27 protein-coding genes and 1 pseudogene are annotated in these 24,077 nt (G+C 69.2%); 12 read left to right on the top strand and 16 right to left on the bottom strand.

Annotated features, from left to right (window positions below; translation table 11 throughout):
• Positions 1 to 8: 8 nt before the first annotated feature.
• On the bottom strand, positions 9 to 452 hold the full coding sequence (locus tag QJS31_RS00460; protein ID WP_282783896.1) for a pyridoxamine 5'-phosphate oxidase family protein: 444 nt from the start codon (positions 450 to 452) through the stop codon (positions 9 to 11).
• A gap of 249 nt (positions 453 to 701) precedes the next feature.
• On the opposite strand from QJS31_RS00460, the gene QJS31_RS00455 reads away from it, so the two are divergent.
• The 3 genes from QJS31_RS00455 (at position 702) to QJS31_RS00445 (ending at position 3,798) form a co-directional block, all read left to right on the top strand.
• A complete protein-coding gene (locus QJS31_RS00455; protein WP_282783894.1) occupies positions 702 to 1,025 on the top strand; it encodes a hypothetical protein in 324 nt (107 codons plus the stop codon).
• A gap of 88 nt (positions 1,026 to 1,113) precedes the next feature.
• Positions 1,114 to 2,832 carry a SulP family inorganic anion transporter gene (locus QJS31_RS00450; RefSeq protein ID WP_306355681.1) on the top strand — a complete coding sequence of 573 codons (1,719 nt, stop codon included), beginning with the start codon at positions 1,114 to 1,116 and terminating at the stop codon, positions 2,830 to 2,832.
• Positions 2,833 to 2,901: 69 nt separating this feature from the next.
• Positions 2,902 to 3,798: a universal stress protein gene (locus QJS31_RS00445; protein WP_306355680.1), complete on the top strand. Its 897-nt coding sequence runs from the start codon at positions 2,902 to 2,904 to the stop codon at positions 3,796 to 3,798.
• A 200-nt stretch (positions 3,799 to 3,998) separates the two neighbouring features.
• Here QJS31_RS00445 and QJS31_RS00440 read toward each other — a convergent pair.
• The 3 genes and pseudogenes from QJS31_RS00440 to QJS31_RS00430 all read right to left on the bottom strand — a co-directional run.
• A pseudogene (locus tag QJS31_RS00440) lies at positions 3,999 to 4,562 on the bottom strand (GAF domain-containing protein); the annotation flags it as partial.
• Complete coding sequence (locus tag QJS31_RS00435) at positions 4,555 to 5,211, bottom strand: response regulator transcription factor (protein WP_039814624.1); 657 nt, start codon at positions 5,209 to 5,211, stop codon at positions 4,555 to 4,557. The pseudogene QJS31_RS00440 and the gene QJS31_RS00435, both read right to left, overlap by 8 nt.
• A gap of 128 nt (positions 5,212 to 5,339) precedes the next feature.
• Complete coding sequence (locus QJS31_RS00430; RefSeq protein ID WP_282783886.1) at positions 5,340 to 5,558, bottom strand: hypothetical protein; 219 nt, start codon at positions 5,556 to 5,558, stop codon at positions 5,340 to 5,342.
• Positions 5,559 to 5,792: 234 nt separating this feature from the next.
• On the opposite strand from QJS31_RS00430, the gene QJS31_RS00425 reads away from it, so the two are divergent.
• Positions 5,793 to 6,719 carry a universal stress protein gene (locus QJS31_RS00425; RefSeq protein WP_282783884.1) on the top strand — a complete coding sequence of 309 codons (927 nt, stop codon included), beginning with the start codon at positions 5,793 to 5,795 and terminating at the stop codon, positions 6,717 to 6,719.
• An 8-nt stretch (positions 6,720 to 6,727) separates the two neighbouring features.
• The gene (locus QJS31_RS00420) at positions 6,728 to 9,112 is read left to right on the top strand and encodes a phosphoketolase (protein WP_306355678.1); all 2,385 of its coding nucleotides are present in this window, start codon (positions 6,728 to 6,730) and stop codon (positions 9,110 to 9,112) included.
• On the opposite strand, the gene QJS31_RS00415 is transcribed toward QJS31_RS00420, so the two are convergent.
• From QJS31_RS00415 to QJS31_RS00385, 7 genes are all read right to left on the bottom strand, one after another.
• Positions 9,066 to 9,269 (bottom strand): hypothetical protein, encoded by a 204-nt coding sequence (locus QJS31_RS00415; RefSeq protein WP_306355677.1) that lies wholly within the window; start codon positions 9,267 to 9,269, stop codon positions 9,066 to 9,068. The genes QJS31_RS00420 and QJS31_RS00415 overlap by 47 nt on opposite strands.
• Positions 9,270 to 9,525: 256 nt before the next feature.
• Positions 9,526 to 9,999 carry a pyridoxamine 5'-phosphate oxidase family protein gene (locus tag QJS31_RS00410; RefSeq protein ID WP_306355676.1) on the bottom strand — a complete coding sequence of 158 codons (474 nt, stop codon included), beginning with the start codon at positions 9,997 to 9,999 and terminating at the stop codon, positions 9,526 to 9,528.
• A 143-nt stretch (positions 10,000 to 10,142) separates the two neighbouring features.
• Positions 10,143 to 11,138 (bottom strand): hypothetical protein, encoded by a 996-nt coding sequence (locus QJS31_RS00405; protein ID WP_282779218.1) that lies wholly within the window; start codon positions 11,136 to 11,138, stop codon positions 10,143 to 10,145.
• On the bottom strand, positions 11,135 to 11,842 hold the full coding sequence (locus tag QJS31_RS00400; protein ID WP_306355675.1) for an SRPBCC family protein: 708 nt from the start codon (positions 11,840 to 11,842) through the stop codon (positions 11,135 to 11,137). Before QJS31_RS00400 ends, QJS31_RS00405 begins: the two co-directional genes overlap by 4 nt.
• A gap of 105 nt (positions 11,843 to 11,947) precedes the next feature.
• A complete protein-coding gene (locus QJS31_RS00395) occupies positions 11,948 to 12,823 on the bottom strand; it encodes an amidohydrolase family protein (RefSeq protein WP_282779221.1) in 876 nt (291 codons plus the stop codon).
• On the bottom strand, positions 12,820 to 13,854 hold the full coding sequence (locus QJS31_RS00390) for a nucleoside hydrolase (RefSeq protein ID WP_372341536.1): 1,035 nt from the start codon (positions 13,852 to 13,854) through the stop codon (positions 12,820 to 12,822). Before QJS31_RS00390 ends, QJS31_RS00395 begins: the two co-directional genes overlap by 4 nt.
• A 37-nt stretch (positions 13,855 to 13,891) precedes the next feature.
• Entirely contained in the window at positions 13,892 to 14,476 is a 585-nt protein-coding gene (locus tag QJS31_RS00385; protein ID WP_306355674.1) for a hypothetical protein, read from the bottom strand.
• Between the two features lie 7 nt (positions 14,477 to 14,483).
• Here QJS31_RS00385 and QJS31_RS00380 point away from each other — a divergent pair, with 7 nt between their 5' ends.
• Positions 14,484 to 14,705, top strand: a complete 222-nt coding sequence (locus QJS31_RS00380) for a hypothetical protein (protein WP_306355673.1) — start codon at positions 14,484 to 14,486, stop codon at positions 14,703 to 14,705.
• 112 nt (positions 14,706 to 14,817) lie between these two features.
• On the opposite strand, the gene QJS31_RS00375 is transcribed toward QJS31_RS00380, so the two are convergent.
• Both QJS31_RS00375 and QJS31_RS00370 read right to left on the bottom strand, forming a co-directional pair.
• Positions 14,818 to 16,344: an MFS transporter gene (locus QJS31_RS00375; protein ID WP_372341537.1), complete on the bottom strand. Its 1,527-nt coding sequence runs from the start codon at positions 16,342 to 16,344 to the stop codon at positions 14,818 to 14,820.
• Positions 16,345 to 16,656: 312 nt separating this feature from the next.
• On the bottom strand, positions 16,657 to 18,030 hold the full coding sequence (locus tag QJS31_RS00370; RefSeq protein WP_372341525.1) for a CoA transferase: 1,374 nt from the start codon (positions 18,028 to 18,030) through the stop codon (positions 16,657 to 16,659).
• A gap of 36 nt (positions 18,031 to 18,066) precedes the next feature.
• Here QJS31_RS00370 and QJS31_RS00365 point away from each other — a divergent pair, with 36 nt between their 5' ends.
• The 3 genes from QJS31_RS00365 (at position 18,067) to QJS31_RS00355 (ending at position 20,175) form a co-directional block, all read left to right on the top strand.
• Positions 18,067 to 18,825 carry a thioesterase II family protein gene (locus QJS31_RS00365; RefSeq protein ID WP_306355899.1) on the top strand — a complete coding sequence of 253 codons (759 nt, stop codon included), beginning with the start codon at positions 18,067 to 18,069 and terminating at the stop codon, positions 18,823 to 18,825.
• Positions 18,826 to 18,939: 114 nt separating this feature from the next.
• Positions 18,940 to 19,272, top strand: a complete 333-nt coding sequence (locus QJS31_RS00360) for a hypothetical protein (protein ID WP_306355671.1) — start codon at positions 18,940 to 18,942, stop codon at positions 19,270 to 19,272.
• Between the two features lie 63 nt (positions 19,273 to 19,335).
• Complete coding sequence (locus QJS31_RS00355; RefSeq protein ID WP_282779228.1) at positions 19,336 to 20,175, top strand: hypothetical protein; 840 nt, start codon at positions 19,336 to 19,338, stop codon at positions 20,173 to 20,175.
• 128 nt (positions 20,176 to 20,303) lie between these two features.
• Here the strand turns inward: QJS31_RS00355 and QJS31_RS00350 are convergent, their stop codons facing one another.
• The gene (locus QJS31_RS00350; RefSeq protein WP_306355670.1) at positions 20,304 to 21,143 is read right to left on the bottom strand and encodes a YdcF family protein; all 840 of its coding nucleotides are present in this window, start codon (positions 21,141 to 21,143) and stop codon (positions 20,304 to 20,306) included.
• Positions 21,144 to 21,256: 113 nt separating this feature from the next.
• Positions 21,257 to 21,445 carry a DUF397 domain-containing protein gene (locus QJS31_RS00345; protein WP_282779232.1) on the bottom strand — a complete coding sequence of 63 codons (189 nt, stop codon included), beginning with the start codon at positions 21,443 to 21,445 and terminating at the stop codon, positions 21,257 to 21,259.
• Positions 21,446 to 21,850: 405 nt separating this feature from the next.
• Here QJS31_RS00345 and QJS31_RS00340 point away from each other — a divergent pair, with 405 nt between their 5' ends.
• Positions 21,851 to 22,093: a hypothetical protein gene (locus QJS31_RS00340; protein WP_282779234.1), complete on the top strand. Its 243-nt coding sequence runs from the start codon at positions 21,851 to 21,853 to the stop codon at positions 22,091 to 22,093.
• Here QJS31_RS00340 and QJS31_RS00335 read toward each other — a convergent pair.
• On the bottom strand, positions 22,090 to 22,755 hold the full coding sequence (locus QJS31_RS00335; protein WP_282779235.1) for a TetR/AcrR family transcriptional regulator: 666 nt from the start codon (positions 22,753 to 22,755) through the stop codon (positions 22,090 to 22,092). The two genes, QJS31_RS00340 and QJS31_RS00335, sit on opposite strands and share 4 nt — an antisense overlap.
• Before the next feature lie 84 nt (positions 22,756 to 22,839).
• On the opposite strand from QJS31_RS00335, the gene QJS31_RS00330 reads away from it, so the two are divergent.
• Both QJS31_RS00330 and QJS31_RS00325 read left to right on the top strand, forming a co-directional pair.
• Positions 22,840 to 23,583 carry a zinc-binding alcohol dehydrogenase family protein gene (locus QJS31_RS00330; protein WP_306355669.1) on the top strand — a complete coding sequence of 248 codons (744 nt, stop codon included), beginning with the start codon at positions 22,840 to 22,842 and terminating at the stop codon, positions 23,581 to 23,583.
• A gap of 9 nt (positions 23,584 to 23,592) precedes the next feature.
• The gene (locus tag QJS31_RS00325) at positions 23,593 to 23,796 is read left to right on the top strand and encodes a hypothetical protein (RefSeq protein WP_306355668.1); all 204 of its coding nucleotides are present in this window, start codon (positions 23,593 to 23,595) and stop codon (positions 23,794 to 23,796) included.
• The last annotated feature ends 281 nt before the right edge of the window (positions 23,797 to 24,077 follow it).

Here is a 24,077-nt window from a genome sequence, read left to right as displayed (position 1 = left end):
GGCCGAATTCAGCGGTCCTCGGTCGGCCGGGCATCTTCCGGAAGCAGAGCGGCCGGAACGTATTCCACGCCGGTGACGAAATCGGGGCGGATGCGGACGATGCGGTGCCGGGGACCCGGCAGGGTGGTGGGCAGCAGGCGGCGGTAGCGGGCGAGGTCGCCGGAATCGGTGACCTCCTCGGCCGTGCCGGTGACGATGACGCACCAGCCGTACTGGGTGGCCTGGTCGATGGTGTCCGCCTCGTAGGCCACGACCTGGCGGTCCGCGCTGAGGGTGGTGCCGGGACTGGCGTGGATGACGATCATCCCGCCGTCCACGACATGGTTGACCGGGCGGATGGTGGGCAGTGCGTACCGGGAGAAGACCACCCGGCCGAAGCGGATACCGCTCAACAGTCGCAGCGAATCCGATGTGGACAGCTCCCGCGGCTGGAGTTCCTCGTGCACGGCCATACCCCACAAACTCTGTCGGCCATCGAACTGCGAACGCATTCTTGCTGGGACACGAAGTATTCCACGTTTCCCGGGACTGTGGCGTACCCGATCCGGAAAATGGCGAAACGCACGATTTTCATTGCGCGCGAAAGAAATTGCGTTTCGAGACTCCATCTGTCCGAGACGGTGACAGCGTACGATACTCGTGACGTTTTCCCGAGTCCCGTGGCGCGGCTGGGGGATCCCGCTCGCGACCCAGGAGTCGAGATGGCCGATGCCGCCCTCCCGATCCCACCGCCACTGTCCGGGGAGTTCGATCCGGCGCGGCTGGCCGACAGTCAGGCCGCGTATGCGGACGCCAACGACCGACTCGTGCGGCGGATGTTCGACATCGGCCTGCGCCTGCACGCGATGCGATCCGAACTGGGCCGTCCCGACGTCACCGCCGAGCGGCTGGACGCGGCCGGGCGAACCGTGGCCGACATTCTCGACGAGCTCGACACCGTGATCCGGGAGGCCGGGCTGGCCATGGTCGGCCTGGCCCGCGACCACACCGCCCCGGCCGACGGGGACGGCCGGAATCGGCGCTGAGCCCGTCGATCGCGCCCGAACCTGACGCGGAGACACCTTCCGCGCACACGGGACGGGCGCGCGCGCCGCGCGGTACTGTCGGACCCTGATGATCAACGGTCCGGCGCGTTTCCTCCCGGGGCTCGAGCAGTTCCGCGGATACCAGCGCGCCTGGCTGCGCCCCGACGTGGTGGCCGGGGTGACCGTGGCGGCCTATCTGGTCCCGCAGGTCATGGCGTACGCGACGGTGGCCGGGCTGCCGCCCGTGACCGGACTGTGGGCGATACTCGGGCCGCTCGCCGTCTACGTCTTCCTCGGCACCTCGCGGCAGCTGTCGGTGGGACCGGAATCCACCACCGCACTGCTCACCGCCGTGGCGCTGGCCCCGCTGGCGGCGGGTGATCCGGGCCGATACGCCGCGCTGGCGGCGATGCTGGCGCTGCTGGTGGGCGCGATCTGCCTCGTGGGATCGCTGGCACGGTTCGGGGTGCTCGCCGATCTGCTGTCCAAACCGGTGCTGGTGGGCTACCTCGCGGGCACGGCGGGCATCATGATCGCCAGTCAGCTCGGCAAGGTGACGGGGGTGCGGGTCGACGGGGAGACCATTCCGGGCCAGCTGCGCTCCTTCTTCGCGAATCTCTCCGATCTGCACTGGCCGACAACGATTCTGGCCGCGGTGGTGCTGTCGGCCCTGCTGCTGCTCGGCCGCTGGGCACCGCGTGCGCCCGGGCCGCTGCTGGCCGTGCTGGCGGCATCGGTGGTGGTGGCGGTGTTCTCGCTGAGCGAGCACGGCATCGGGGTGGTGGGCGCGATCCCACCCGGTGTTCCGGTGCCCGGCGTGGCCGGGGTGGCGGCCGCGGACCTCACCCAGCTGGTGTTGCCCGCCATCGGTATCGCCCTGGTGGGTTTCTCCGACAATGCCCTCACCGCACGGGCATTCGCCGGTCGGCACGGTCAGCGGGTCGACGCCAACCGGGAACTCGGGGCGATGGGGGCGACCAATCTGGCCGCCGGGGTGATGCACGGTTTCCCGGTCAGCTGTAGCGCGTCGCGCACCACCATCGCCGATCTCGCGGGCGCGCGGACCCAGGCGTACTCGCTGGTGGCCCTGGCCGCGGTGCTGATCGTGCTGTTCGGCGCGCGTGGAATCCTGGCCGAGTTCCCGACCGCCGCACTCGGCGCGCTCGTGGTGTTCGCGGCGCTGCGCCTGATCGACCATCCGGAACTCCGCCGGTTCGCCCGATTCCGGCGCAGTGAGCTGGTGCTGGCCCTGGGCACCACCGCCGCGGTGCTGATCTTCGGCGTCCTCTACGGGATCGGCATCGCCATCGCGCTGTCCATTCTGGATCTGCTGCGGCGCGTGGCCCGCGCCCACGACGCCATCCTCGGCTTCGTGCCCGGTCTTGCCGGCATGCACGACATCGACGACTATCCGGAGGCGAAACCCGTTCCCGGACTGGTGATCTACCGCTACGACGCCCCGCTGTGCTTCGCCAATGCCGAGGACTTCCGGACCCGGGCGCTGGAGGCGGTGGCGCTACTGGGCCGGGACACACCGGTGCGATGGTTCGTGCTGAACGCCGAGGCCAATGTGGAGGTCGACCTGACCGCGCTCGACGCCGTCGACCAGCTGTGCGCCGAATTGGATTCGCGCGGCATCGTTTTCGCCATGGCGCGGGTGAAACAGGATCTGCGTGACGCCCTGGACGCCGCGGGTCTGGTCGACCGGATCGGCGCGGACCGGATCTTCCCGACCCTGCCGACCGCCCTGGAGGCGTACCGGGCCGCGACCGGGGCCACGAGGCCGGACGACCCCGGACCCGAATGACCTTGTTCCCTGGGAACACCCCGGCCCGCCGGGCATGCTGGGTGTAACAAACCGACCACGGGAGGAATCATGGCCGATACCGCGCACGAGGCGTCGCGACCCGCGCCCATCCTGGCCGCCGTCGACGGCTCGGCGATCTCCTACCAGGCGGTCGGCTGGGCGGCGGCGGAGGCGGATCTGCGCGGCTGCCCGCTGCACATCATCACCTCGTACGCCATTCCGGTCTCCAAGGTGCCCGTCACCTCGCTGGGTGCGGCGGAACTGGCCTGGGTGCGCGAGGACGGTAATCGGGTGCTCACCGAGGCCGCCGCCATCGCGCGGCATACCGCGCCCGGCGATCTCACCGTCACCACCGAACTGATCTTCGAGCCCATCACCACCACGCTCATCGGCCGGTCGCGCGGTGCGCGGCTGGTCGTGCTGGGCAATCGCGGTCGTGGCGCGCTGCGCCGCGCGGTGCTGGGATCGGTGAGCACCTCACTCACCCGGCACGCGCACTGCCCGGTCGTGGTCGTCCCCGCCATGCCGGAGGAGACCGATCCGACCGCCGCGCACCGCCCGATCGTGGTCGGCGTGGACGGCAGCGAGAACAGCATGCCCGCGGTGGCCATGGCCTTCGAGATGGCCTCGCGGCGCAAGGTCGGCCTGGTGGCGGTGCACGCCTGGAGCGACGACACCGGCCACGACCTGCCCGTCATCCCGTGGGAAGGCATTCAGGAGACCGAGGACGCCGTCCTCGCCGAATGCCTGGCCGGATTCGGCAAGCGGTTCCCCGAGGTCGAGGTGCAGCGGGTGGTGGCTCGGGACACCCCGGTCCGCGCCCTGCTCGAGTACGCCGACGGCGCGCAGCTAGTCGTGGTGGGCACGCGTGGCCGCGGCGGTTTCGCGGGGATGAACCTGGGTTCGACCAGCACCGCCCTGCTGCATCTGGCCCCGTGCCCGGTGCTGGTGGTCCGCGAAGGCTGAGTCGAGTGAGCGCGCCCGGGGGAGCGGCGCACTGTCCGGCAGATCTGTCCGATTCGGGGGCGGAGGGCGCGGAATCGCGCTGTGCCCAGCGGAATCGAACCGGGCACAGCCCAAGGGAACCAGCTACAGCCGAATCGCACTCAGCACAGCGGAATCGAGTTTCAGCGCAGTGGGCCACAGCCCGATCGAACTCAGCGCGGCGCAATTGAAGTCAGCGCGGCCCCATCGGACTCGGTGTGGTGGGAATCGCGCTGAGAGCTGGAAGAATCGGTTCTCAGCGTAGCGGTGCCGACCAGAGCAATCCGCACCGGCACACCGAGAAAGGCGCGCATCGGCGGATGGTGCTCCGGAAAGCCCACGGAGGCGGCATGATCGGCGATGTTCATGAGGCGAATGGGCGTGGTCTCGCTCATCAGCAGGCCGAGGACGCCGTGACCCGACGGATGATCGCCGATCCGCCGCCCGGTCGCCTCGTCGACGCCCTCGAAGACGAACCGGCTCAGTCGCCGATCCGGCCCGCGCACCCCGAGTGCGCCGTACCGGGCGTCCATCAGTTCGATGGCGGTGTGCACGATGGTGTGCAGGGTGTGGTCGAGATCCGGTCCGGAGGTGACGGCCAGCATGGCCTCGACCAGGCCGTCGATCCGGTCCCGGCGGTCGATGATCTGCTCGACCCGGTCCCTGACCTCGGCCAGCAGCTCTCGCAGCCGCAGCTGCGAGAGTGCCTCGCGCACCGAGCGTGAACCGGTCTCGGGATCACCCATCCTGCTGCGTCGCGGCGGACCCGGAGCGCAGTTTGGAGGCCAGTACCGCGGCCTGGGTGCGGCGTTCCATGCCGAGCTTGGCCAGCAGTCGCGAGACGTAGTTCTTCACGGTCTTCTCGGCCAGGTACATGCGTTCGGCGATCTGTCGGTTGGTCAGGCCGTCACCGAGCAGATCGAGCAGTCGGCGTTCCTGTTCGGTGAGCCCGGCCAGCGGACCGTCGGGCTGGGTGCTGCGGCGCAGCCGCTCCATGAGCGCGGCGGCGGCCCGGTTGTCCAGCAGGGATCGGCCCGAGCCGACCTCCTTGATGGCCTTCGCCAATTCCATGCCCTTGATGTCCTTGACCACGTAGCCGCTGGCACCGGCCAGGATGGCGTCCATCATGGCCTGTTCGTCGGTGAACGAGGTGAGGATCAGGCAGCGCAGATCGTCGAGTCGCGAGAGCAGCTCGCGGCAGAGTTCGATGCCGTTGCCGTCGGGCAGGCGAACATCGAGCACGGCGACATCCGGTCGCAGCGCGGGAATCCGGGCCAGGGCCTGCGCGACATCCCCGGCCTCGCCGACCACCGAGAGTTCCGGATCGCCCTCGAGGAGGTCGACGAGTCCCCGGCGAACGATCTCGTGGTCGTCGACGAGAAACACCTTGATCATGGCGGCATCCGATCTGTGGTGAGTAATGCGAACAAACATACGCGGGAGCGCGGGGCACAGCGATGGTCCAAAGTCCCTATTCCGACGTGGTCCATGGGCATTGCGGACGTCGCTGCGCGCGGCACCGGCTACCGGGCGGCACACAGGGCGCGGCATCCCCACCACACCGAGGCCGTCGCCACCGCGAGGTACTCGGCCACCGCCAGCGCTACGAGTATGGTGCCGTAGTCGTCGGCCCAACCCGGTAGCAGGGGCGCGGTGGCCAGAGCCACGGCCAGCATGACGATGCCCAGTGCCATGGCGGGAACAGCGAGTATCGCGTCATCGGGCGACGAGTCGGTTCGCATGCCGCAAGCTTTCGCGCCACGCTCCGCCGTTGTGAGGGGCGTGCGGCCCCGCCGCCGGGGACCAAGGTCACGCGGGTTCGGGACCCAGGACCCGGAGCTGCGAGAAGTGTCCTCCGGCAGTGGCTTCGGTCCCGGCAGTCGGTGACGATCGGCAGCATCCCGTGGCGGGTGCCGATTCCTACCGTGAGGGTGAGTGCCCGGCCGGGCACCGTCAACCCCGTACGGGAGGTCGCCATGACACAGCAGCGCTTCGAGGATCCGCACCATCTGGTCTCCGCACCGGTGGTCGTGGGCGTGGACGGATCGGCGGGTTCGGACGCGGCCCTGCGCTGGGCGGCCGAACTGGCCGCCGAGCGGGAGCGCCCGCTGCACATCCTGCACGGCATGGACCTGGTCGGCCTCACCCATGTGCTCGGCGTCTACGAGGTCTCGGTACCGGCGGTGGTCGACACGGTGCGCGACAACGGCAAGGCGGTCATCGCGCGCGCCGAGGAGGTGGCGAAGACGGTAGCCCCCGACGTCCCGATCACCGTGAACCTGTCGGCCGATTCCGCCGCCCAACTGCTCATCGCGCACAGCGCGGACGCGTACGCGGTGGTGCTGGGCGCGACCGGCACCGTCGGCACCTTCGGTCATCTCGGGTCGACGCTGCTCGCGGTGACCGCGCACGCCGAAGGATCGGTGATCGTGGTGCGCACCGACTCGGAGGCGGGCAACCGCATCCACACCTCCGGTCCGGTGGTGCTGGGCGTGGACGGCAGCCCGGCGGGGGAGGCCGCGATCGGCGCGGCCTTCGCCGAGGCGGCCGAGCGGGGCGCGAAGCTGGTCGCGGTCCATGTCTGGAGTGACTGGAAGGGCGGCAAGTTCGCGGGCGCGGATCCGGTGTGGATGTCCACCGACGATCTCGACGTCACCGAGCACGCGATTCTCGCCGAGCGGTTGGCCGGCTGGGAGGAGAAGTACCCCGAGGTCGAGGTGGTGCGCAAGGTCTACGCCACCGATCCCGCCGGGCGGCTGCGCGAATGGTCGCGCACGGCCCAGCTGGTCGTGGTCGGCAGCCGGGGACGCGGCGGTTTCACCAGTCTGCTGCTCGGCTCCACCTCGCACGCTCTGGTGCAGCACGCGTCCTGCCCGGTCATGGTCGTCCACCCGGCGAAGTAGGGGCGGGCATGACGACCCTGCTGGCCGGTGAGCCCGGTGCGCTCACCCCCGGACTGCGCGATGTGGACGCCTGGTGGCGGGCCGCGAACTATCTGTCCGTGGGCCAGCTGTACCTGCTGGACAATCCGCTGCTGCGGGAGCCGCTGCGGCCCGAGCACCTCAAATCGCGGCTCATCGGCCACTGGGGGACCGTGCCCGGGATCACGCTCACCTACGCCCACCTGACCCGTGCCATCGCGCGGACCCGGCAGCGCATGCTGTTCGTGCTCGGCCCGGGACACGGCGCGGCGGCGCCGAACGCGGCGACCTGGCTGGAGGGCACCTACTCCGAACGCCGCCCCGAGGTGAGCCGGGATGCGGCCGGAATGCGAGAGCTGTTCCGGCAGTACTCCTTCCCCGGCGGTGTGCCCAGTCACGCGACGCCGCATCTGCCGGGCTCCATCCATGAGGGCGGCGAGCTCGGCTACTCGCTGGCCCACGCCACCGGCGCGGCCCTGGACAATCCGGATCTGGTGGTGGCGTGCATGATCGGCGACGGCGAGGCCGAAACCGGGGCTCTCGCGACGAGCTGGCACGCTCCCGCCTTCCTGAATCCCGCCACCGACGGCGTGGTGTTGCCGATCCTGCACCTCAACGGGTACAAGATCGCGAACCCGACCCTGCTGGCGCGGATGACGCGCACCGAACTCGACGCGGTGCTCAGCGGCCACGGCTGGGAGCCGATGTACGTCGAGGGTGACGATCCGGTGCGGGTGCACCAGCGCTACGCGGCCGTCCTCGACGAGGCGATGGAGCGGATCGCGGAGATTCGCGACTTCGCCCGGCGCGGGCTGGGGCCGCGCAATCCGTGCCCGCCGCTGATCGTGCTGCGCACCCCCAAGGGCTGGACGGGTCCGGACACGGTGGACGGCGTCGCCATCGTGGGCACCTGCCGGGCGCATCAGATTCCGCTGACCGATGTGCGCGAGAACGACGAACACCGTGCGCGACTGGAGGACTGGCTGCGCTCCTATCGTCCGGAGGAGCTGTTCGACGGGCTGGGGCGGCCGGTGGAGCGGATCACCGCGCTGGCGCGTGCCGAACTGCGCATGGGCGCGCACCCGGCCGCGCACGGGCACACCACCGTGGGGCTGCGGCTGCCACCCGCCTCCGACTACACGGTCGGATTCTCCGCTCCCGGTATCGTGCGTGCGCAGGCCACGCGCGTCCTGGGCGGCTATCTGCGCGACGCGCTGCTGGACAATCCGCGCAATCTGCTGTTCTTCTCGCCCGATGAGCACACCTCCAACGGTCTGGAGGCGATTCTCGAGGTGACCGCGCGCCGCTGGCGTGGCACGCGGTTGGACAGCGATGACGGTCTCACACCGGACGGCCGGGTCTTCGAGGTGCTGTCCGAACAGTTGTGCCAGGGCTGGCTGGAGGGCTATCTGCGCACCGGCAGGCACGGCGTCTTCTCCACCTACGAGGCCTTCGCGCACATTGTCGACTCGATGGTGGTGCAGCACGCCAAGTGGCTGCACGCGGCGTCGGAGATCCCGTGGCGCGCGCCGATTCCCAGCCTCAACTACCTGATCACCTCACATGTGTGGCGGCAGGACCACAATGGCGCGTCCCATCAAGACCCGGGCTTCATCGACCATGTGCTGAGCAAACGTCCCGAGGTGAGCCGGGTGTACCTGCCGCCGGACGCCAACTGCCTGCTGCACGTGTTCGAGCGCTGCCTGCGCGGGCGCGGCATGGTGAATGTGGTGGTGGCCGGAAAACACTCCGCCCCACAGTATCTGAGCGATCACGCGGCCCGCGCGCATTGTGAGCGCGGCCTGAGCGTGTGGAACTGGGCCGGCAGCGATCAGCACGGTGCGACCGAGGTGGTGCTGGCCTGTGCGGGTGACGTGCCCACCCAGGAAACCCTGGCCGCGGCGGCACTGCTACGAGAACTGGTGCCGGACCTCGCCGTTCGCGTGCTCAATGTGGTCGACCTGGCGCGGCTGTTCCCGCCGGACCGGCATGCGCACGGCATCTCCGACGACGACTACCGCCGCATGTTCACCGACGCCCCGGTGATCTTCAGCTTCCACGGCTACCCGTGGCTCATCCACCGCATCGCCTACCGCCGCCCGCGTCACGACCGCCTGCACGTGCGCGGATTCATCGACAACGGCACCACCACGACGCCGTTCGACATGTGCGTCCGCAACGGGATCGACCGTTTTCAGGTGGCGCTGGCCGCCATCGAGCAGGTCCCCCGCCTGGCCGCCCGCCGCGATCCACTGCGCGACGAACTGCTCGGCAGACTCGCCCGCATCCGAGCTCACATCCACCGGGTGGGCGATGATCCCCCGGAGATCACCGACTGGTGCTGGCCGCGCACCACCGCACCGCGCCCCACGTGAGGGTCGTCGCCACCGGTACGGCCACGACCGCGGTGGCGACGGGACCGGCCGCCTCGTCGACACCGGGGCTGTACGCCTGGGTCACGGTGACAGCGGCGTGCAGCAGGATGGCCACCACCACGCTGCCGGACATCGCGTAGAGCGCGACGATGATCATCCGCACGACGATGGTGGTGACGATCCGACCCAGGAGCCACGGCCGCGCATGACCGACCTGGAACAGCGGTATCAGATGCCGGACGGCCCAGACCGCGCCGAGGGTCTATCCGGTACCGGCGATGCCCACGCGTCGCAGCAGGGGATCGGTGGCGTAGCCGGTCCAGCCCAGCTCCTCGCAGCAGGAACGCGATCGGGCGTGGCCGGAAGGGTATGGGAGCCAGACGGTCCCGCGGCGGGACAGGTGGTTCCGCAGATCACTGCCGGGCCGGGCCGAGGTACTCGATGCCGGTGACGACCTCGGGCCGGATGCGGAGGAGGTGTTCTCGTCCGCCGGCGAGGCGGGGCCGCAGGGCCGCGCGGTAGCGGGCGAGGTCGGTGGGGTCCGTGACCGGTTCCGCGGTGCCGGTGATGATGACGCACCAGCCGCACTGGGTGTGCCGGTCGAGGGTGTCGGCCTCGTAGGCGACGACCTGCCGGTACGGCGGGACGGTTGTGGCGTCGGTGGTGGTGATGATCGCACCGTCGGCGATGATGTGGTCGACGGGGCGGATGGCGGGTAAGGCGTAGCGGGAGTACACGATTCGCCCGAAGCTGACCTCGGCGAGCAGTCGCAGGCAGGCGGCCTCCGACAGGGGGCGCGCGGTGAGGGGTGCGGCGTCCGCCGCGATGGGCGCGCCCTGTCGGCTGTCGGACGATCGGTGGTTGGATGCGGCCTCGGGGCTGCTCATTGTCGGGCGATCCGCCTTCCCGCACCGGATGCTTGGTCCGCTTCGCTGAGGGCGGAGTTCCCCCGGGAGGCTGCGGCAAACCCGTTCGCCGCCACGATCGCGTTGCCGCTCCAATACACGACCGACCGGTCGGCCACGTGGCCTCAGTCACGCACGGTGGTGAAGAAGTCCGCGAGCGGTCGTCGTGGGGTGGGCGCCACCTCCGGTTCGTCCTCGGGCGCGGTGCCGATGCGGATCACCAGCTGCGGCTGTCCCGGCCGCGGACTCAGCCCGCTCAACAGGGAACGGCCGGACGGCAATTCGGTGAGATGGGTGAGCGGGCAGGTCCCCAGCCCGGCGGCGGTGCATTCCAACAGCACCGCCGACAGCGCCTCCCCGGTGCGCAGCCAGTGTTCCAGCGTATCGCCGGGGGAGCTGAGCACCACCAGGCGGGCGCGGTCCTCGACCTCGGCGCGGCGCAGCCCGGGGGACCCGGCGGGAAAGGCCCGCCCGACGCGCACCCGCCCCGCCTCCGCCTGCGACAGCAGCGCCGCCGGCGGAATGCCGTCCGGACCGGAATGCCCCGCCCACCAGTTCAATTCCGATGCGTACCCGAGATCGTGACGGCGCAGTGCGGCCGCCTGCTCCGAGGCCGCCGCGAGCCGGTCCCGCATCCCCTCGCCGATCTCGTCGAGTTCGAGATAGTGGGGAGAGACCAGCATGCGTAGCCGCGGCAGCACCACATCCCAGCCGCGCGGCGCCGCCATCGGCAGCCGGTCGGTCCGCCGCCGGTCGATGACCCGAGCACGGGCGCGCAGTCCGGCGGGCGGGTCCGCCCACGGCCGGAATCGGATCTCCGCCAGATGGTCCGGGCGCTCGAGTGCGGGCAGGCGGACGGTATCGGTGTGCCAGCCGTACGCGCCGAAGATGGTACGCACATGGTGCAGCATGGCCCCGCAGCTGATCACCAACTGCCGTCCGCGCGGATCAGCCCAGTGGAGCAGCCGATCCGAGTCGCTGTGCAGGTGCAGCCGCGCGCCGTCGAACACCCAGCGCCACGGTTGCGTGTTGTGCACCGAGGGCGCGCGGGAAGCCAGCCGCATCGCCTCGGTGATCGTCCGGTGATCCGGCAGTACGGGAGGAAGCTCCATAGCGGTCATACATCGAGTGTTCGCCCCGCGTTCGCCCCCGCATACCGCCTTTGCGCACCGTCGGCAGAGCCGTTGGTCCCTTCCGCGATGGCCAGCCGTTCGGCGCGCTCCTTGATCCCCAGGAACATCTTCCGCTCCATGACCAGACTGCCCGGCTCCATGACCAGCCGATACGCGAACCGTCCGAGTGCGGTGGACCCCGGACGCGAGATGCGGTTGCGACTGACCAGCCGGGTACCCGCGCCGTCGGGGATAAGGGCGAAGGCCCACACCCACGATCGATCCTTCGCGGCGAAGACCAGGGTCCGCCCGATATCGACTACCTCCACACGCATCCGCGGCCCCGACAGCCCCAGGGCGATCACCTCGCCGACGGAGATCTCCTGGAACTCCGGCAGAATCCGGTCCGCGCTGTGCATATCCAGCCCGAGCAGGTTCTCGATCCAGTCGTAGGTGTACGCCCCACCCCGGCCGGGGCCCATCTGCACCAGCCAGGGCCAGACCGCTGCCGGTGGCGCGGCGATCCGAATCGCCCTGGTGGCCACCACATCCGCCCGCGGGGCCAACTCGTCGCCCGGCATGGCGCCCGCCACCTCCGCGGCGGTGGCTCCCCAGTGCAGCACCGCGTCGCGCACCACGGGTACCCGCGACCCGGCCGCCAGCGCGGCCGCGGCCGTCGCCGCGGCGATGCCCGCCGCCGTCATAGCCTTCATGATCCTTCTCCTCCCACTCGGTCCCCCGATCGTCCGGCTCCGGGCATCCCCGTACCAGAGTCGAACGGACCCCCGTGGCGGGCCGTTGGTATCCGGGCGCTGGTATCAGGGCAGGCCGAACAGGCGGGCGGCATTGTCGTGACAGACCGCCCGCAGCCAGTCGTCGCCGAGGTTCAGACGGTCGAGGGCGTGCAGCGCGTGAGCGTAGGGGTAGGGAATATTGGGAAAGTCGCTGCCGAACAGAATGCGGTGCGAGACGTCGCGCAGGCGGGGGAGGGCATCGCCGGGAAAGGGGCTGTCGGCCTCGAAGAAGTCGGTGAAGTTCATGGTGGTGTCCAGCAGGACGTTGTCGTACCGCTGTGCCAGGTCCAGGAATTCGACGTATTCGGGGGAGCCCAGGTGCGCGATGATCAGAGTCAGGCGGGGAAACCGGCGCAGCAGTTCGGCCATGGGTTCGGGGCCGGTGAAAGCGCCCGGGGCGGGACTGGATCCGCAGTGCACGAGCACCGGGACGGCGGCATCCTGGAGCAGCCCCCAGACCGGGGTGAGCAGCGGATCGCAGGGATGGAAGTCGCCGACCTGGAGGTGGATCTTGAAGATGCGGGCTCCGGCGTCGACGGCGGCCTCGACATAGCTGTCCACCCCGTGTTCGGGGTAGAAGGTGGCGGTGTGCAGGCAGTCGTGGGTGCGGGCGGCGAAGTCGGCGGTCCATTCGTTGAGCCAGGCCGCCATATCGGGACGGTGCGCGTAGACCAGCGAGGTGAAGGCGCGAACACCGAAGCCGCGCAGGGTCTTCAGCCGCACCTGCTCCTCGTCCCGGTAGACGATCGGCCATTCGCGGCGGGTGAGCGGCCCCGCCGAGTCGAAGTACGCCCACACCTTGCGCATGACCTGATCGGGCATGAAATGCGTGTGGATGTCGACGAGATGCGAAAGGCCCAGGCGGGTACGGAGTTCGGCGGGGTAGTCGGGGTCGGTCACCGGTTCTCCTGTCCGGTCGGCGGATAGAGCGTGCGGGCGTGATCGCCGACGCGGGTGACCAGCCGGTCGAAGAACAGTTCGGGATCGGTGCCGACCACGATGTCGGCATTGGGTTCCCGGCCCCACATGCCCGCCCAGTCGGCGACCGTCGTGGCACGGGTGAGGGTGCCGACCAGTTCGACATCCACGGCGGCGGGCCGGGTCACGGCCAGCTGTGGGTCCAGCGCCACAGCCGCCGCGAACGGATCGTGCATATGCGCCAGGTACCCCTGGTCGTGCATGCGGTGGAAGTCGAAGTAGAACCGCACCGCGTCGGTGAAGTACCGGATGATCGGGTTGCTCGCCGCCGACCGGGCGTGCGGGGGGTCGCTCTCGGTCACCGTCTCCACCGGCGTGCTGCCCGCCCGCTCCGCCAGCAGCACCAGGTGTTTGGGCCGCATCTCGATGGTCTCGGTGATGTCGAGCGCGCACACCAGCGGCCGCCGATCCGCCGGTGCCGCGGCGAAGGCGTCGAACACCTCCTTGGCGGCCTCCGGGTCGACGTGCACATTCCATTCGTTGGTGGGCGTCGTGTTACCGGGATGGTTGAACGCGCCGCCCATGATCACCAACCGGCGCAGCAGGCGGGGCAGCTCCGGCTCCAGCCGCAGGGCGAGCGCGAGATTGGTGAGCGGCCCCGTGCAGAGCCCGACGATCTCCCCGGGATGTTCGCGTACCAACTCCACCCACATGCGCGCCGCCGAGCGCGGCGACAGCTCCCGCGCCGACACCGGCAGTTCGGCGTAGCCGACGCCGTGCGGGCCGTGGGTGTCCTCGGTGGTGCGCAGGGGAATCGCCAGCGGCTCCGCGGCACCCAGCGCCACCTCGATCTCCGGCGCCCGGCACAGCTCGAGCCAGGCCAGGTTGTTGGCCGCCACCTGCTCGACACCCACATTGCCCGCGGTGGCGGCGATCCCGACGATCTCCGCCTCGGGCGAGGCGAGCAGATAGAGCAGGGCAAGCGAGTCGTCGATACCGGTGTCGACGTCCATGATGATCTTCTGCCGCACCAGTCGAGACTAACGCCGCTCAATACGAGGGCAGCACACAGTCCTCCGTGCCGCTCAGCATGCGCGTCATGACAGGTCGCATGATCCGGGTGGTCATGAGCTTGCCCATGGTCTGCGCCGCCTTCAGCCCGATCTCGCTGCGGGGCAGCATCATGGCGATGCCGCCGCCCGGCAGCTGCTTGGCCCTGTCGAGGAACGGCGTCACGGCCGCGTCGTAGCGGGCCAGCGCGGCCATCGGGTCGGCGGGCGTGCGCGCGATCTCCCCGGCCAGGATGTAGGGCCCGACCAGCGCCATGGCGGTCCCCATCCCGGTCAGGGGCGATCCGCAGAAGCCGGCATCGCCCAGCAGCGCGATCCGTCCGGACGTCAGGCTCGGCATATCCACCCGGGCGAGTTCGTCGAAGTAGAAGTCCGAGGCGTCGGCCATACCCGCCACGACGGTCGGCGCGAGCCAGCCCGCCCCGGACAGCATGTCGCGAATCAGCCGCCGCTGGGCGGCGGCGTCCCGGCGCAGCGCGGGATCGGCATCGGTGCGCAGCGTGACGATGGCCTTGCAGGTCGAGGGATCGGCATCGGGGCGCAGCCCCACCGAGGCCTTCGGCACCGCGTGCATGGTCATCCACCCCGGCTCGATACCCGACGGTGTGGTGCGGCGCAGTCGTGAGATCCTGCCGCTGAGTCTCGAGAACGGCGTGCGCGTCGCTCGCGATCCCGACCAGCAGCGGGTCATGTCCGAGGCCGTCGGGAACGCCTGGGACGAACTCGCCGCCACGCTGCGTGAGCAGGCCCCCGACCTCGACGCGGCCGCGGCGCGCGCGGTCGCCCGGTTCTAACTCGTCCAGTTCCAGGGACTGGCGCTGCTGTCGCTGGTCGCGCCGACGGCCGCCGTCTGCGACAGCGGTGAATTCGTCCGCGTCGCGGCCGTTCTGGGACGGAGCTAGCGCTTCAGCCGGGCGGGATGTGCCGTAGCCGGGAGAGCGCCAGCGCCGACAGCACCAGGGCCGCGCCCGCCGCGATGGCGGCGGTGACGTGCATACCGGTCAGGAAGGCGTGCTTGGCGGCGTCGGCGACCGTGGCCCCCAGGTTGCCGGGCAGGGCATTGGCCAGGTGTATGGCGGCCCCGAGGGTGTCCCGCGCGGTGGCGATATCGGGCTCACGCAATCCATAGGGCAGGGTGTCGGCCAGCTGGGTTCGATAGAGGGCGATACTGACACTGCCGAGTATCGAGATGCCGAGCGCCCCACCGAATTCCGCGCCCGTCTCGGCGAGTCCGGAGGCCGCGCCGGCCTGCTCCTGCGGCGCCGTGCCGACGATCAGTTCGGTGGTGATGCCGAATACGGGTGCCAGCCCGAACGATACGAGCAGCGAGGCGATGATGGTGAGCACCACACCGCCGGTGACGCTGATCTGGGTGAGCAGGAGCAGACCCAGCGCCGCCATCGCCATGCCGCCGCCGATCATGTACGCCGGACGCACCACCCGCCCGATCCGCGGACCCAACTGTGATCCGATCATGAATCCGAGTCCGGCCGGAATGGTGGCCAATCCGGCCCGCAGCGGTGACATCTCCAGCACCAGCTGCAAATACTGCGCCACGAACAGGAAGTACCCGAAGGCCACGAAGATGGCGAGCAGGTTGATGGTGAGGGCGGTGCGGAAGCTCCCCAACCGGAACAGGCGCAGGTTCAACATGGGCTCAGGGGAGGAGAGTTGGCGGCGCACGAAGATGAGGCCGACGCCGAGTCCGGCCAGCAGCGGCATGACGGCCTGCGGGCCCGGACCGTCCTGGGCGGCCTGTTTCATACCGAAGACGACCAGCAGCACCGCGCCCGTGCACAATACGGCGCTGATCAAATCCAACTTGCCCGCATCGGGATCGCGGAATTCCGGCAGGATGCGCGGCGCGAGCACGATCAGCAGCACCATGACGGGCACCGCCAGCAGGAACACCGCGCCCCACCAGAAATGCTCGAGTACGAGTCCACCCGCCAGCGGGCCGATCGCGCCGCCCACCGAATAGGACCCCACCCAGACCCCGATGGCCACCGACCGCTGGGCGGGATCGCGAAACATGGTGAATATCAACGACAGTGTGGACGGTGCGAGGGTGGCCCCGGCGACGCCGAGCAGGGCACGGCAGGCGATGAGCACCGGCGCGGTGGGGGCGAAGGCGGCGATGATCGACACCGCGGCGAAGGCCGCGGCGCCGACCATGAGTAGTCGCCGCCGCCCCACTCGGTCGCCGATGGTGCCCATGGTGAGCAGCAGCCCGGCCACGAAGAAGCCGTAGACGTCGATGATCCAGAGCAATTGCGTACTGGTGGGCCGCAATTCGGCGCTGATCTGGGGAACCGCCAGGTGCAGGACGGTGAGGTCCATGGAGTACACCAGACAGGCGAGCGCGAGCACCGCCAGTCCGGCCCACTCACGCCCACCTCCCTTGCCGGTGCTGGTTTCCGCAGCGGTGAGCAAGGGCCCGGGCGTGTCCACGATGACGTTCCTCCATACGCGTGCCGGCGCAGCTGTCGGTACTCACGATGTCGGTTTCAGCATCTCACTTATTAACGCCACAAATGCCTGGTGGGGAAAGGGAATTCAGATTTTCTGCGATGTACGAACAGGTGCACTTGCACGATCTTGATCGGGCAACGTTCCGGCAGGCGTGAAAAGCCGGGCGGCAGAACAAGACCGGGCGACCGGTCTGCTGCCGTGCCGGTGCGTGACGGATGGCCCGGGCCGCCTGCGGAGCACGCGATCGGGTGATAGCGCAGCGTAAGCCGAGGATCAGACCCCGTCGTCGGGGCGCGGCTGCCAGTCGGGAGCGTCACCGCCGTACGGGCGGGCGGGCCAGGAGTAGTCCGGGTAGTCCGCGAGCGCCGGGACCGCCGTCGTCAGCGTGTCGTGGACGGCCGTGTACGCCGCGCTCGGTGGTGTCGCCGGGCCGTGCTCTGGGTTGCGGCCGGATGCGGCGAGCAGCCAGGACGCCGTGCGCGCCAGCGTGACCCGCACATCGCGTCCGATTCCGTCGCGATCGCGGGCGGTGAGCGCGTCCACGACCCCGGCGGCGAGCAGATACCCGGTGGCGTGATCCAACGCCTGCGCGGGCAGCGCGCCGACCGGCACGGCGCCGGGGTTCGCCTGCGCGCCTTCGATGAGCGAGATACCCGAGGCGGCCTGCACGATGCTGTCGAAACCGCGCCGCGCACCCCACGGACCCGACTCACCCCACGCACTGACCCGCGCGTGCACGATGCCCGGCCGGGTACCCGCCGCATCCACCCCGGCGGCCTCCAGCGCGCCGGGCCGGTAGCCGGTGACGAGAACATCGGCGGTGGACAGCAATTCGTCGAAGACGGCGCGGTCTGTACGCAGATCCAGCAGGGTGGAGCGCTTGCCCTGGCAGAGGTCGAGATACTGCCATCCGATCTCCGGCAGCAACGGAGGGTCCACCCGCAGCACGTCCGCGCCCAGCAGTGCCAGCGACCGGGTGCTCACCGGTCCGGCGATCACCCGGGTCAGATCCAGGACCCGCACCCCGCGCAGCGGCAGCATCTGCGTGGCCGCGCCGACGGTGTCGAACTCACCGCTGTCGGCGCGTACGTCGACGGCCACCAGCGGACCGTCCGCCGCGGCCTTGCCCTGCGGGCTGTCCGCCCACTCGTGTTCGGTGCGCACCCGCACCGCGATGGCCGCGAATTCGTCGGCCCGCGACTCGATCTCGGCGGCGGGCAGTGCGGCGATGCGCGCTGCGACGGTGGGACGGTCGGCATCGGCGGGCAGGTCCAGCATGGTCAGCAGGCGCGCACGGTGATGCGGATAGTTGGCGTGCGTGCGCACCCACCCGTCCGCGGCCTCGAAGAAGCCGGACAGTTCCGCGAACTGGTCGACGCCCGCGCCGTCGATCCGGAGCAGTTTCTCGCTCGAGAACGACGCCGCCACCCGGGCCGGTTCGAGCCGCTGCGGCAGGGCGGCGAACCCGGTGGCTTCACGCCGCCGGTCGGTCGCCGCCTCGAAGGCCGCCACCGCACCGCCCGCCAGCGACCAGACGGGCAGGGTGGCAGCCAGATTGGACTCCGGATCGGGTGGGGCGGGCATACTCGACGCGGTGACGCCTATCCCGGCCTCGTAGTCGCGGACCAGCGCTGCACACGTATCCACCCGTTCGACAGTACTGCGCGAAGGAGAACCTCGTTGGTGGCGAATCTCACCGGTACCGCTTGGCTACGACAGCTACGGCCCGACGCCGAGGCGACTACAGTGCTCGTCTGCTTTCCGCCGGGTGGGGGAGCGGCCACCGCCTATCGCGCCCTGGCGCAGGAATTCGGCAGCGGCACAGCCGTCTACGCGGTGCAGTATCCGGGCAGGCAGGACCGCCTGAGCGACCCGCTCGTCACCTCCCTGACCACCCTCGCCCAACAGTCCGCCGCCGACCTGTTGCGCTGGCCAGCCACCGTCCGCCTGGCCCTGTTCGGGCACAGCATGGGCGCGACCGTCGCCTACGAGACCGCCCGCGCCCTGGAAGCGGCCGGCCGCGACCTGGCCCACCTGTTCGTCTCCGGCCGCCCGGCCCCCGCCCACGAGGAATCGGCCCGCCTCCACCTGGCCCCCGACTCCGCCCTCATCGCCGACCTGGAACGCCTCGCCAACGACCCCACCTCGGTCGCCATCCTCCGCACCGAACCCTCCCTGGCCGACCTGGTTCTCCCCGCCGTCCGCGCCGACTACCAGGCCGTCGAAACCTACCGCCACCAACCCACCATCCCCTTGCGCACCCCGATCAGCGCCCTGGTCAGCACCGACGACCCCACCACCACGGTCACCCAAGCACACGAGTGGGCCACCTACACCACCGCCGACTTCGCCGCGGCAACCTTCCCCGGCCGCCACTTCTACCTCGACCTCCCCGAGAACCTCCGCCCCCTGGCCGAATTCGTCACCAGCCGCCTGACATGAGTGTCGCTCCGCCGCCGTGGATTCGGATCGAACGGACGGGCGGGCCTCCGTGCTGAGAAGCTTGGTTGCCGTCCCCCATGGAAAGATCGTATGGGGAGCGAAGGGAGGTTCGGTATGGCTGGCTCGGCGACGCCGACACAGCTCGGTGTGTACGAATACGTCGCGGGTAGACCGCAACGGGTGGCCCAGTTTCGGTTGACCACCGATGACACGGTGGTGTTGACCTTGACCGATGATCTAGGCTGCCCGCAGGCTCAGCAGTGGTACGACGAAGGTGTCGAGGTCCAGGAGGGACCGAACGTGATGCCGACTGCCGGTCCTGCCTTCATGCGAGCGCTGCTGCAACCGATGCGGATGGGCTACTGCCGGTTGGTCGATGAGAGCCATGCTGCGTCGCCCAGGGAATCGGACCCCCCGGGCCACCGCGAGGACCGTCCGGTTCGGTAATCCTCGATGCCCAGCCCGTTAGGTGAGTCGTGGGAGCATGTCTATGGTCGGCTGCTGAGTGCGTTGAAGCAGCTCGAAGGCGGCCTGGTCGGATATTACCGTGGTACACGGACTCAGCTGGATTCCTCTACGGGCACGTTGTCGGGCACGGACCGAACAATCGGCCAGATTCTGAACGAGCAGAACACCGCAGTCGCTACGCGTGGATCGACGGCGGCGGGTGGCCGCGGTGGGGTCTATACGCCGCCTGCCGGTGAGTTGGAGATGCGGCGGCGGCAACTGCGAGACCAGGACTCACAGGACGAAGACCTGGTGTTCACCTCGAACACGGTGCGCATCCTGCCGTCCGACGATGCCGGAACCCTCAACGTCTACAAACCTTTCACCGGCGAATCCTTTGGGAAGCGAAACTGGATCACCCACGAGCAGGGCCAACTGGCCCGGCGTGAAGTCGCCGCCTACCGTATCGATCAACTGTTCGGGTTCGGAAGAGTACCCCCGACCGCCCTGATCGACGGCCCGAACGGCCCCGGATCGGTGCAACAGTTCGTCGAGCTCGACCGCGGAAAGCGATGGGATGAATACGACCCCATCCAGCAACAGCAAGTCGCTGTTCTGCACTGGGTCATCGGGAACTCCGACGGACACCGAGCCAATTACCGGCCGGATCTCAACGGCGACCTCGTGGCCTTCGATCATGGCTATTCGCTGCCCGAAACCCCCGACCCCGCGCGCGGAGGACGGGAATTCATCCTGAACTCCGACTTCGTCACGCTCCACCAGGGCAGTGTGGACCCCCTCGACGAGAGCGTGCTCCGCGCGTCGACGCAGTGCGACCCGAACACGTCCGTGCCGCACTCGAAGATCTCGACCTCGACGAAAGCGCCATCAGCGGAGCGCTGAGCCGCCTCGAGCAAATCCAACAACTACGTCGTATCCCAGCAGCTGGCTGATCCTCCCACTCCGAAACTTGATCGAACGGACGCGGCGTCGCCTACGGCTGATGAACGGATCACCGATCGTCCGACGTGTCAGAACCTGCGTTCAGCGGGGCGGAAGGTCTCGCTCAGTCTGTCATAGGCGTTGCGCACGTTGTCGGGGATGTGTTCTCGGACGATGTGGCCTTCATCGGGGTACTCGTCGAGGCGTTTGATCTCGCCCATGGTGATGGCGACGATCGACTTCGGGTGCGGGGCCGTGGTGGCGTCGGGGCGGTTGCCGTATTTCATGTAGTTCTCGAGGGAGACGTCGGCGGCGGGTATGGCGACGTGCTCGACGTCCGGACACTGTTTCATGAGCGTGCCCCACACGCGTCGGGCGTGAAAGGGAGTGCACACTCCGATCACCGAACTGACGTCGCGGCCGTGCTGCTCGAGCATCCGGACCGAGTAGACCGCGTTCTGGCCGGTGTTCTGAGCGAGTGGTTCCTCGATGATCTGGTTCGGGTTGAGGTTCAGCTTTTCCGCCGCCAGCCGGAACTTGGCTGCCTCGCCCCGATATCCGGAGAAGACGACTGGCACATCGCCGAGGCCACGGTCGCGGACCAGGTTCGCGATCACCGACGACCCGCCGATGTCACGGCTGCCGAAGAAGATGATGCCGCCGTAATTCCGCTCGGGGTCGAACGCCCACTTGGGGTCGTGCCGGAGGTAGTCCCACACGGTTCTCAGATCCGACACCGTCCGGTCGGTGTCGACGCCCCGAGCCCGCAGTTCCTCCCACCACGCCGTGTGCACGTCGTCGTTGCGCCCCCCGATGACCTGATCATCGCGAATCAGAGCACGACCGGAGGAATCGACGGGAATAGCGCTGCGGTGGTCGGCGTGAACCAGTACCCCGGCAGTCTCCCGGCTCCCACCCCCCCAGTTCATGCGAGGATCTGCTGATACCCGATGCGCCGGACGCCAGCGCTCGCGCCGTCCGCTCGGCGATCTCACGCGCGGCAGCAGCCGCCGCTCGGCCGCCCGGCTCGGTCATCCCCTTGTCAGCGCTCCCGAATCCCGCTGTCCACGAACCGGTCCCACGCCACTCCGTCGAAGTTCAGCACGGGTCCGCCGGGATTCTTCGAATCGCGCACCGCAACCCCGCCGTCCTCGAACTTGATCTCGACGCATTGCTTCGAGGTTTCGCTGCGGGTGGATTTGAACCACTTGCTGACCGGCGGATTGCTCACTCCGCGAACTCCTTTGCCACGCGCGACACCATGTCTCGGGTGCCGTTCTCGTCCAACGCTACAGCGTCGAGGTCTGCGATCGCGGTTCGATACAAGTCGATCGGCGGCAGGAAGCGAGCGCAGTGCACAGGTAGGGGAGTGGGCCGAATGTCTTGGAACGTATGGACTGTGGGGCTGATGCTGGTGGGCATCGCCGTATTCATTTGGGCGATGTGGGGCATTCGCGACGATCTCCGAGAGGGCCGGGAGCGGCCCCCTTTCGTGCTCCCGTACGTCAGAGGCGAAGGGGGCGGTAGAGGTTCCCCGCTTGGCGACGCACGGACTGCATCGCGCGGGGCGGGCTCGGCATCGCCTCCCGGCGCGGATCGCGTTCGGCGACCGAGGCTTCGGGGTCAGGTGACGGCTGTGAGCGAGCCCGACCGTGCGCCCTGCCCCGCATGGGGCGAGTACCAGCTCGCCCGTCACACCCTCCAGGCGCATCAGACCGGCCGTTTCGCCGACTGCGACCACAAGGCCCGCGCGTTCCGCGCCTTGATCGCGGCTTTCGGAGCCGAAGTCGCCGAGTTCACGGCCCTACTCGACGACGCCCTGTCCACGGAGCCCGACCCGGTCGGCCGCTTCGCCGCAACCGCGCTGTCCGCCGACTAGCGAATGCACTTGTCGCCGATCGGCGGGCTGTGCAGCAGCGGGAGCCACACCCGGTCCACGATCTCGGTGATCGCAGTGTCGGGCACCGGCTGGAGCGTCATCAGCAGGTCGTGGCGGAGCAGGTCGAACGGCAGGTTCACGATGCGTGGCGGCCAGTGTCTATCGGGGAGGTCGCCACGCTCGACGGCGCGCGCGAGGATGCGCTCGAACGGCGGCTGCTGGTCGGGACGCAGGGCGGCGCGCAGTTCGCCGAAGTTGGTTCCGGTGGCCAGGAAGTAGTCCGCCAGGAGCGCGTTCATCAACACGATCGTGCGCGCGCGGTCGGAGTTGACGGCTCGCAGGAAATCGATCGCATCCGAACGCAGGCTTCCGGTATCGGGTATCTCGATACGCGGCCAGTGCGCGGCGAGGGTGGCCAGCAGTAGCTCCTCGCGTTGCGGCCAGCGTCGGTAGAGCACCGGTTTACTGGTGCCCGCCCGGGTCGCGACAGCATCATAGGTGAATCCGGCGTAACCGCTGTCGGTCAGCACCGACCAGGCGGCCGCGAGAATGGCTTCTTCCAGGCGGGCTCCGCGCCGACGCGTGGCGCCCTCCCGGCCGCTCGGCGCGGGATTCCCGGCGCGGCTGTCGTCCGCTGTGACACTACTCGCCTTTAGATCCACTTGAGTATCTTATCCTGCGGTCTTATCGTAGTGATCATAAGAAACTAATCCGTATCTAAAGCTGCTTCGAGAGGGGGAGCACTCATGTCGACGATCAATGCCGCACTCGTGGAATCGTTCGATGAACCACCGCGCTATCGGTCGATTCCCGAGCCGCGGCCCGAGTCCGGGCGCGAGGTCGTGAACGTCCTCGCGGTCGGCCTGCACCCGGCCACGAAAGGCATTGCCGCGGGCAAGCACTACACCAGTCCGACCACATTGCCGGCCCTCGCCGGCGCCGACGCCGTGGTACGCCGGGCGGACGGGAGCCTGGCCTATGTGATGCCGATGGGCGCGGGCAGCCTCGCGCAGCGGCTGCTCATCGACCCGACCACCGCGATCCCCGTGCCCGCCGACGCGGACCCCGCGGTCGTCGCCGCGACGATGAATCCGGCCATGTCGTCGTGGGGCGCGCTGCGCACGCGGGTGTCCTTCGAGCCCGGCAAGTCGGTCCTGGTGCTCGGGGCCACGGGCAATGTCGGATCGATGGCGGTGCAGGTCGCGCGCCATCTCGGCGCGGACAGGGTGGTGGCGGCCGGGCGCAATCGTGCCCGCCTGGAGGAATTGCAGGCCCACGCCGACGAAGTCGTCGCGCTCACCGCCGACGAGGATCGAACCGCGGCAGCGCTCGCCGCGGCAGCGGCCGAGGTCGATGTGGTCCTGGACTATCTGTGGGGACCGCCGACCCAGCTCGCCATGCGGGCGGTGCTCGACGCCCGCACCCAGCACACCCGGCTGTTGGACTGGGTGCAGATCGGCGGCATGGGCGGCCCGGAGATCACCCTGTAGGGCCATGCATTGCGCTCCAACGCATTCCGCATCCTCGGCAGCGGCTTCGGCGCGGTCTCTCACGAAGCCTTGCATCAGGTGCTGTGCGAGGTCGCCGAAGCGATCGCCGCCGGTGGTCTGCTCGTGCGCCCGCGCCCGGTCCCGCTGGCGGAGGTCGAAAAGGCATGGGTCCACGACGACGCACCCGGCGAGCGGACCGTCATCATGCTGTAGTGCCATACCAACATGCGGATATGCGTCTCCATGAATGGAAAATAGCGCGTCATATCCGACGGTGAGGGGGAGCGGTGCCCGCTAGCTCCATCCCTACTGCGTCATGCCGCAACAACGAGTCGGCCGTCTCGCGGCGCGGCGCAGTAAGGGGAGGGGAGCCCCGCGAACCCTGGATTGACCTCGTCGGATCGGCAGGGAGTATTGCGAAACTCGGCCGACCGGTCAGGTGGCTCACGGACAGGGTGTGCAGCAGGCGATATCTATACGGCAATATGCGCATC

This window comes from Nocardia sp. CC213A (assembly GCF_030766805.1).
GTDB classification, from domain to species: domain Bacteria; phylum Actinomycetota; class Actinomycetes; order Mycobacteriales; family Mycobacteriaceae; genus Nocardia; species Nocardia otitidiscaviarum.
This window is presented reverse-complemented; position numbering and strand designations above follow the sequence as displayed.

Coding starts and splice junctions, on each gene's coding strand:
- QJS31_RS00400 (WP_306355675.1), bottom strand. CDS start 11,842: ATGAAGGCTATGACGGCGGCGGGCATCGCCGCGGCGACGGCCGCGGCC.
- QJS31_RS00435 (WP_039814624.1), bottom strand. CDS start 5,211: ATGATCAAGGTGTTTCTCGTCGACGACCACGAGATCGTTCGCCGGGGA.
- QJS31_RS00350 (WP_306355670.1), bottom strand. CDS start 21,143: ATGAACTGGGGGGGTGGGAGCCGGGAGACTGCCGGGGTACTGGTTCAC.
- QJS31_RS00410 (WP_306355676.1), bottom strand. CDS start 9,999: ATGAGCAGCCCCGAGGCCGCATCCAACCACCGATCGTCCGACAGCCGA.
- QJS31_RS00390 (WP_372341536.1), bottom strand. CDS start 13,854: ATGGACGTCGACACCGGTATCGACGACTCGCTTGCCCTGCTCTATCTG.
- QJS31_RS00360 (WP_306355671.1), top strand. CDS start 18,940: ATGGCTGGCTCGGCGACGCCGACACAGCTCGGTGTGTACGAATACGTC.
- QJS31_RS00415 (WP_306355677.1), bottom strand. CDS start 9,269: ATGATCATCGTCGCGCTCTACGCGATGTCCGGCAGCGTGGTGGTGGCC.
- QJS31_RS00430 (WP_282783886.1), bottom strand. CDS start 5,558: ATGCGAACCGACTCGTCGCCCGATGACGCGATACTCGCTGTTCCCGCC.
- QJS31_RS00425 (WP_282783884.1), top strand. CDS start 5,793: ATGACACAGCAGCGCTTCGAGGATCCGCACCATCTGGTCTCCGCACCG.
- QJS31_RS00380 (WP_306355673.1), top strand. CDS start 14,484: ATGGTCATCCACCCCGGCTCGATACCCGACGGTGTGGTGCGGCGCAGT.
- QJS31_RS00405 (WP_282779218.1), bottom strand. CDS start 11,138: ATGACCGCTATGGAGCTTCCTCCCGTACTGCCGGATCACCGGACGATC.
- QJS31_RS00460 (WP_282783896.1), bottom strand. CDS start 452: ATGGCCGTGCACGAGGAACTCCAGCCGCGGGAGCTGTCCACATCGGAT.
- QJS31_RS00445 (WP_306355680.1), top strand. CDS start 2,902: ATGGCCGATACCGCGCACGAGGCGTCGCGACCCGCGCCCATCCTGGCC.
- QJS31_RS00330 (WP_306355669.1), top strand. CDS start 22,840: ATGTCGACGATCAATGCCGCACTCGTGGAATCGTTCGATGAACCACCG.
- QJS31_RS00420 (WP_306355678.1), top strand. CDS start 6,728: ATGACGACCCTGCTGGCCGGTGAGCCCGGTGCGCTCACCCCCGGACTG.
- QJS31_RS00455 (WP_282783894.1), top strand. CDS start 702: ATGGCCGATGCCGCCCTCCCGATCCCACCGCCACTGTCCGGGGAGTTC.
- QJS31_RS00450 (WP_306355681.1), top strand. CDS start 1,114: ATGATCAACGGTCCGGCGCGTTTCCTCCCGGGGCTCGAGCAGTTCCGC.